General features: G+C 73.2%; 7 protein-coding genes. 3 read left to right on the top strand and 4 right to left on the bottom strand.

All coding sequences use genetic code 11. From position 1 onward, the window contains the following. Positions 1–506: 506 nt before the first annotated feature. Both FMEAI12_RS32055 and FMEAI12_RS32050 read left to right on the top strand, forming a co-directional pair. Positions 507–854 (top strand): hypothetical protein, encoded by a 348-nt coding sequence (locus FMEAI12_RS32055; protein WP_235014917.1) that lies wholly within the window; start codon positions 507–509, stop codon positions 852–854. A gap of 155 nt (positions 855–1009) precedes the next feature. Further along, positions 1010–1819 (top strand): hypothetical protein, encoded by an 810-nt coding sequence (locus FMEAI12_RS32050; RefSeq protein WP_112108943.1) that lies wholly within the window; start codon positions 1010–1012, stop codon positions 1817–1819. Positions 1820–1861: 42 nt separating this feature from the next. Here the strand turns inward: FMEAI12_RS32050 and FMEAI12_RS32045 are convergent, their stop codons facing one another. The 4 genes from FMEAI12_RS32045 to FMEAI12_RS32030 form a co-directional block, all read right to left on the bottom strand. Next, positions 1862–2290, bottom strand: a complete 429-nt coding sequence (locus FMEAI12_RS32045; protein ID WP_083390808.1) for a DUF3817 domain-containing protein — start codon at positions 2288–2290, stop codon at positions 1862–1864. Then, positions 2287–2829, bottom strand: coding sequence for a hypothetical protein (locus FMEAI12_RS32040; RefSeq protein ID WP_112108942.1), 543 nt, complete (start codon positions 2827–2829; stop codon positions 2287–2289). The genes FMEAI12_RS32045 and FMEAI12_RS32040 overlap by 4 nt, the downstream gene beginning before the upstream one ends. Positions 2830–3410: 581 nt before the next feature. After that, positions 3411–4451, bottom strand: a complete 1041-nt coding sequence (locus tag FMEAI12_RS32035; protein WP_112108941.1) for a hypothetical protein — start codon at positions 4449–4451, stop codon at positions 3411–3413. Between the two features lie 679 nt (positions 4452–5130). Next, positions 5131–6174 carry a SigE family RNA polymerase sigma factor gene (locus FMEAI12_RS32030; protein ID WP_235014916.1) on the bottom strand — a complete coding sequence of 348 codons (1044 nt, stop codon included), beginning with the start codon at positions 6172–6174 and terminating at the stop codon, positions 5131–5133. 403 nt (positions 6175–6577) lie between these two features. Between FMEAI12_RS32030 and FMEAI12_RS32025 the strand changes: the two genes are divergently transcribed. After that, on the top strand, positions 6578–6844 hold the full coding sequence (locus tag FMEAI12_RS32025; RefSeq protein ID WP_235014915.1) for a hypothetical protein: 267 nt from the start codon (positions 6578–6580) through the stop codon (positions 6842–6844). The last annotated feature ends 125 nt before the right edge of the window (positions 6845–6969 follow it).

The raw sequence follows: 6969 nt of genomic DNA, 5'->3' as shown, positions 1-6969 counted from the left end.
CCCGGGGGTCGTGACGGCATCGGGGGGTGGCGGCAGACTCGGTGATGGCAAGCGGGTGACGGGGGTAGGGCGCTTTGGTCGGGGGGCCAACGTCCAATCACACCCGCGGCCTGGGCGCACGCCGGCACGGGGGCGGCGTGCGGTAGGTGGTGGGCACCAGTCCGGGGGGATCCGGTGCCCACCACCCATCCGAACGGACCGGTGAAGTGATCGTCCGGCCTCACCCGATCAGGCCAGGTCCCCCCGGGAGGTGGACGCGCCCCGCAGGTGGGTCTGCGGCGCGATCGTGCGGTCCTTCGCGCGGGAGCCCAGGTAGCGGGCCTGCGTGGCCGCCTGGAAGGGCCAAAAGCGGGCCGTACGAACAAGAACTCTGAAGAGTCGACGCCCGGTTGCGTGACGCTTGTGCCGGTGTACGACAGGATGGCCCGGTGCCTCCCCGCCGCTCTACTGGTCGGCGCGCGATCCCGGCCCCGCTCGCGCCGAACACCGCCCCACGTGCCGTTTCGGTGACGTTGCCGATCCGTCCGGGCCCGTCCGCCCAGCAGGCGCTGCCCATGCCGGTCGAGTCCTCCCGTCAGCCCGCGCGCCTGCGCGACTTCCCCACCGCGATGAGCTGTGGCGGCTGCGCCGAGCACTGGTCCGATCTTGAGGCAGCACACTGCCGGGCGTGTCATCAGATCTGGCCGTCGGCGGTCGGGTTCGACGATCATCTCGTCGAGTGCCCGGCCGCGCCCGAGATCGCCCCGCGTAAGCCGAAGCGGATCCCGGACCAGCGCCGACGTCCAGCAGAGGGCGCGGAGGCCGGGCCCGATGTCCCCGCGGACGCCGCCCGCGACGAGTGGAACGTCGCCTGACACCGACCGGCTGACGGGTCCCGCGGGGCAACCTGGCGCGGACGAGCCGGCCATCGGGCGCAACGGCCCGGTCGGCGGGTCCTCGAGCTGCTACGTTCCGGCGCGGGAGCGCGGTTGGGCGTTCCGCTAGGGCGTGCGCGGGGCGGGAGGACGGCATGACCGTGTGCGGGCTGCTGCGGCTGGACGGCGCGGATGTCCGTCGCTCGGCGCTGACCGGGATGCTCGCGGCTTCCTCGATCGGTCTGCCCGCCGCGCGTCGCGTGCACCTGGATGGTCCGTTCGGGGTGGTGACGGCCGCTGACAGCGCCGCCGGCCCGATGCCGTCCGTGCTTGTGGGGCCGTCCGGGCTGGTCATCGTGATCGCGGAGCATGCCGCGGACGGGTGGGTCGTCCCCGGCGTGGGGTCGGTGACCGTGCTACGGCCGGGGAGATCATGGCGGCCGGTGCCGCTGCGCTCGCTGCGCGGGGGGAAACCGGACGGAGACGCCGTCCACCTCGGAAAACGGAGGAACCCAGGTGATCTGGGTGATGCCGGCGGGGCTGTTGACGATGAGCTCGGTGATCTGGGATCGCGCGGGGAGCGGGACCGGGCGGCTGACGGAGATCACGGCACGGGAGTCGCGTCCGCGCTGATGCACGCGTACCGGGCGGCTGGCCAGCGCGCGCTGGAGACGCTGGGGGAGCATCTGCTGGCGATCGTCTGGGAGCCGGGCCGCCGGCGGATGATCGTGAGCCGCGGTGGCCGGCGTGCGGAGGAGCTTGTGGTCTGGTCCGACGGGCGGTACTTCGCGTTCGGGATGGAGCGGGCTCAGGTCCTCGCGGCGCGGCCGTTCGGGCTCGCCCGGCCGCGCCGACTCGCGGCCGGGGAGACCCTTCCCGTCACCGTCGCGACCAGGATCCGGCGCCCGCCGTTCGTGGACCTCCCCGAGCCGCGGGGGAGCGAGGCCGACGTCCCGGCGACCTGACGACCTGGTCCGCTGCCGGCAGCGGCGGGGTGGGCGCGGTGCCTAGACGGGCGCCCGGCCGGTGCCGGCAGCGCCGGCGAGCCCGGCGCGGACGAGCCCGGCGATCTTCCGCTCCGCGACGAAGGACAGGAAGGGGATCGTGCCCGCGAGCATGACCAGGACGGTCCGGCTGGCCGGGAGGCGGATCCGGCTCGCCAGATCGAGCGTCGCCGCCAGGTAGACCATGTAGAGCACGCCGTGGATCGGCCCGATGGCCGCCACGACGGACGGCTCGTCCGCCAGGTACTTCAGCGGCATTCCGACCACGACCAGCGCGATCAGGACGACGCCGACCACATAGGCGATGATCCGGTAGCGCAGGAGCGCGGACCTGACCGCGGCGGGCGCGGAACGCCCCCCACCGGGTGTTGCCGGCCGACCGGACGCCGGGGCGGCCGACCGTGACGTCACGGGGTCGGAGGATGCCGTCACCGGCGGTCTCCCTTGGTGTCGTTGTCGGAGCCAGCGGCGTCGCGTTCGTACAGCGACGCGAGATAGCGGTTGTAGGCGGCGAGCTCGCGGTCCTCGTCGGTCTCCACCTCGGCCAGCGGATCACCGGCCAGCGGATCACCAGCCGTCGGACGGCCGAGCCGGGCCGGCGCGGGCGTCACCGCCACGGTTCCGGCTTTCCCCTGGCGGGGTACGGCCACGAGTGAGCCTGGTCCGTTCAGAGGGTCGCCGCCCGTGGGAGCGGGCGCCTCGGGCGCGATGCGCCCGGCCTTGCCCCACTGGGGTCCCGGATCGTCGGGGTCGCGTGGGCGGAGATCCTCGGAGATCATGCGATACCACCAGTAGGCGACGAACGCGGCGAACATCGGCCATTCGACGCCGTAGAAGAGGTTCTGCATGCTGCCGTGATCGGATTCGCCCTTCGTCCACTGCCAGACGCCCATCCGGAGGAAGAACGCGATCAGTGCGAGCGCGAGCGCGTGACGGGCGAGCCACCACGGGGAGAGCAGGATCCTGCGCACGGGACCGACGCTACCCGCCGGGTTGGGCCGGCGGGTACAACAGACGATCCGGACGTGGCGGACGCCTCCTGCCGGGGCCGCTCCGACTGGTCCGACCGGGCGATTGGCCCGGATCACAGTGTGATCCGTGCCAAGGGCCACCGGGAGGTGCCTGACTGGGCCGGCCGGCGGGGGAGGGCACCATGGGGAAGTGTGGTGGGAGGGCCTGACGGGCGGAAAGCAACCCTCCCACCGGACGGAGCTCTGGTACCGCTCGGCGGAGGGCACTTCGTTTGCCGAGCGGCGTACCTGGTGTTCGAGCTTCCGCGCTGTGTGCGGCCCGCCCGCCCGGCTGGGGGGGGTTAGCGGGGATCGGGCGGGCCGGAACGACCACCGCAACCTGGCGCGGAGTACGGCGGTGCGTTCATATGTCCAGTCGCTTCGGACCGTGTGCCAGGTTGCCATCTTTCGCGATGTTTTTTTCTGTTGTCTGGGAAGAGTCCTTTGATGGGCCTCGGTGTTTGCCTGGTGTCTGTCATGTTCTTTGGTTGGCTACTGTGTGGCGTGGCTGAAGCGGTTCGGAACCCGTGCCGAGGCAGTCCTCAGTAGAGGACTCCCGCCGCGAGCGTGAGCAGCCCGACGCCCGAACCGGCCGCCACGGTGACGGCGATCGAGCCCTGACCGCGGGGAAGCCACACGGAGAGCACCCCGTCGGCGTCCCCCCGCTGCCGGGCACTTAGTGCCACGCTGCGCGACCAGGCGTTCCGACCATCGCCCACGGTGACGCGCACGCTGCCGTCCGGGGAGCCCAGATAGAGATCGAGGCGCCGCGCCTGGCCGGCCAGGGCCACGTCCAGCCGTACGGAGCCCTCGATGACCAGTCGGTCGTCGTCGCGGGAACCGGAGCTGACGGGCCGGCCGCCGCGCCAGGAGAAGCGGTTGGCGAATCCGCCCGAGCCAGAGCCGGGGCCGCGCTCGATCCGGGCGGTGCCGATCCCGGGCCGCGGGATGTCGGCCCGGGTCTGGACGCCGTCCGCGCCGAACAGGACCCAGTCGAGGCACCCCGCCGTCGGCAGGCTCACTTCCTGGCCGTGGCTGAACGGCGCCGTGGACACGCTGACACCGCCGGAACCGCCGGAGCCGCCGGAGTCACGCCGTGCGCCGTCGCGACCCGGGGGCGTGTCGGCTTCGCCGGCTCCGCGGTCCGCGGAGCCGGAGCCGTCCCGGCCGCCGGAGTGGCGCGAGTCGTCGCGGCGGGGAGCGGCGCCGTTGTCGCCGTTGTCGCCGCTGCCCGGCCGGGTGTCCCGCGGCGCCGATCCGCCCGTCCCCTGGTCAGATTGGGACGCCGGTCCGTCCGGCGCGCCGGACGGTGCCGCGCTCGTGCCCGCGCCCTGGGACGGAAGACCTTCGGGGCTCAGCACGGCCGGGTCCCCGTCGCCCGGCGCCGGACTCGGTGGCCCGGCGCTGCTCGGAGCGGGGGTGACGCCGAGGCTGTCGGCCGGTGGCGCATTTCCGGCATCGGCGGAGGCCGCGCGGGGAATCCGGGTCGGCGCGGCCGTCACGGTGCCCGTGTCCGGCCGGGGGGTGAACAGGGTGCCGCTCAGCAGGACGACGCCGACCAGGGCGGTCGCGGCCGTGCCCACGACCGTGGGGATGAGCAGGCGTGGCCGCGTCCGGCGAGGGCGGCGCTGGCGCGCGGTCGCGCGCGGGCGTGCGGCTGCTCCCGCTGGCGGTGGGGTTCCTGCCGGTCCTGGTTCTACTGGTCCTGTCGACGGCGTTGGTCCTGTTGGCGGCGGTGCTCCTGCCGGGGACGTCGTCCCTGCCAGCGGCGTCGTTCTCGGCGCCGGGATCACCGGGTGATCGACCGGCCGGGCCGCGGGCGCCAGGTGCCGGGCTGCCGACGGGTCCATCGCGGCGATGCGGGCACGGATGCGTTCTGTGTCCGGATCGTGCTCCGTGAGCTCGCGGGCCAGTAGGGACCGCAGCGTGCTGGTGAAATCTTGGGAGGACGGCGGCGTGGCCGTGGCCGCTCCGGAGCCGTCGCTGACGGGCGCCGAGGCCGCCACCGAGCCGGTCTCAGCTCGATCGCCGGTGCCAGCCTGATCGCCCGCGGTGCCGTGACCGTCCACCCGGCGGCGGGAAGAGCTCGAGATGAAACGGTCCCTGATCATGACATGTCCATTATGAGACCCGCGATCGTCGTGGGTACCGCTCACCGCCGTACACAGTCATGGTGTGAGGTCTCCAGGATCCGAGGGCGTCTCGCCGGAGGAACGTGCTGGTGGGTCCTCCTTTGTGCGCTCCGGGGTCTTGGGAGTGTTCTCAGCCCTCGCTGCCGCGGAGCCGTCCGGGTGCCTCGCTGTCGCGCAGCCGGTTCAGCGCCGACCGGGCGACGCTCGCCGGATCCGTTCCGCCGGCCGCACGCCGGCGGCCGCGCGTGGCGCCGGCTCGGCGCGGTGCCTGCGGGGCCAGGGGGCGCGCGTCCGGTTTTCGGGCCGGGGTGCCGTCCGGCGGGTCGGAGTGGGTCAGTTCGGGCCTGGTGCCGAGTACCCGTTCGAGCTCGGCCACCGCCTTGGATGTCTGGCTCTTCACCGTTCCGACGGAGATTCCCAGCGTCCGGGCAGTGTCCGCCTCGGACAGGTCGAAGGCGTACCGCAGCACGACACACGCCCGCTTCCTGGCTGGAAGGGTCATCAGCGCGGCGCGCAGGTCCACGGCGGCGGGAACGTCAGCGTCATCCGGAGCGTGCTCGGTGCGTTCGGCCAGCATGCCGAGGACGGTCATCCCCCGGCGTTCCCGGATCACCCGCCGCAGCCGGCTGGTGGCCAGATTCGCCACGATGCGCCGCACGTAGGCGAGTGGGCTGTCCGCGCTGCTGACCCGCTCCCACTTGGACCAGGCAGCCGTGAGCGCCTCGGCGGTGAGGTCGTCGGCCGCGTCGTGGTCGCCGGTGAGCAGGTAGGCGAAACGCGACAGCTCGCGGTGGTGGCGCTCGAAGAACTCCCGGAACTCGACCGGCGCGTTCGGGGGCGTGCCCGTGCCGCCGGCAGATTCCGGCCCAGCCGCCTCGCCCGGAACAGGCTCGGGGTCCTCCAGGTCGGACCACCCCGCCTCGTCCCGGGCCGTGTGCCGGCCCGGGAGCCGATCGTCGGAGCCGGTGAGCCCGTCGTCGGAGCCCTGGCGCTGGGGCGGGGCGCCGCTGGCGGCCGCATCGGTGCTCACGCCCGTGGCCAGGGAGTCCGGGTACCAGTGCGGTCCGCGTCCACGGTGCGCCCCCGCGCTCTGGTCCGGTCGTGGCGGACGCGCCCGGCCGGTGGGCAGGCGTGGCGCATGGACGCCGACGTCCGCGGCGCTGTCCACACTCACCAGGCACACTCCCACGGCTGGTCTTGGCGATACTCGTGTGTCCACGGGCGTCTCCGCCGCGGCCGCGGGAGATCCTTGTTAACGGGTACGACATCGCCGCTCGACCGGACGGTACTCCGTGCCGGAAGTATTGCGAAAGGGGTACATCCCGACGAAATCGCCTCCTGGCCGGATTCGTTTCCTGGCTGGGCGCGTGACCTGGCGGTACCCGTTCCAGGCTCGGGCGGTGGTGTCTCGTGCCGGGCTGGTGCCGTCCCTCCTGGGTTCACGCGCCTGGGGCTGTCGGAGGCGGGGCTGTCGAGCCAGGGCTGTCGCGGCCGGGGGTTTCGCGGCGGGGGCTTGGTGGCCGTCGTCGCTGAACGGCGATGTTTCCCGCGGACGGGGTGCGGGGTAGGCGATGTCTATGTCTGCGCTGACTGCTCGGGTGCCGTCTGCCCTGGAGCTGACCGCTCGAGTACCGCCTGCCCTGGAGTCGCCCGGCCCGGCGCGCGCGCCGGGCGCCACTCCGCGGCGGCCCGACCCGCCCCCGCTCGACCCGGACGCCCCGATACCGGACGATCCCGGGCCGTTGCTCCCCGACACCCCCGATCTTCCGCCCGCGCCGCACGAGCCGTCCCCTTTCACCCCGCCGGCCCCCGAGCGGCCGGAACCGGAGCCGGAACCCGTCTGACCTACATCCGTCAGTAACGACGGTTGGCGTGATCAAAGATCGGTGATCTTTCCCTTTCCGGCTTGTTGATGGTGTTTCCGGCTGGTGGGCAGGGTGACGGCCCGGCTGTCGTACCGGGTGGGCGC

This window comes from Parafrankia sp. Ea1.12 (genome assembly GCF_900465275.1).
Classification (GTDB): domain Bacteria; phylum Actinomycetota; class Actinomycetes; order Frankiales; family Frankiaceae; genus Parafrankia; species Parafrankia soli.
This window is presented reverse-complemented; position numbering and strand designations above follow the sequence as displayed.

Excerpts from the sequence above, each read along its gene's own strand:
- FMEAI12_RS32050 (WP_112108943.1), top strand. The coding sequence starts at position 1,010 with ATGACCGTGTGCGGGCTGCTGCGGCTGGACGGCGCGGATGTCCGTCGC.
- FMEAI12_RS32025 (WP_235014915.1), top strand. The coding sequence starts at position 6,578 with ATGTCTGCGCTGACTGCTCGGGTGCCGTCTGCCCTGGAGCTGACCGCT.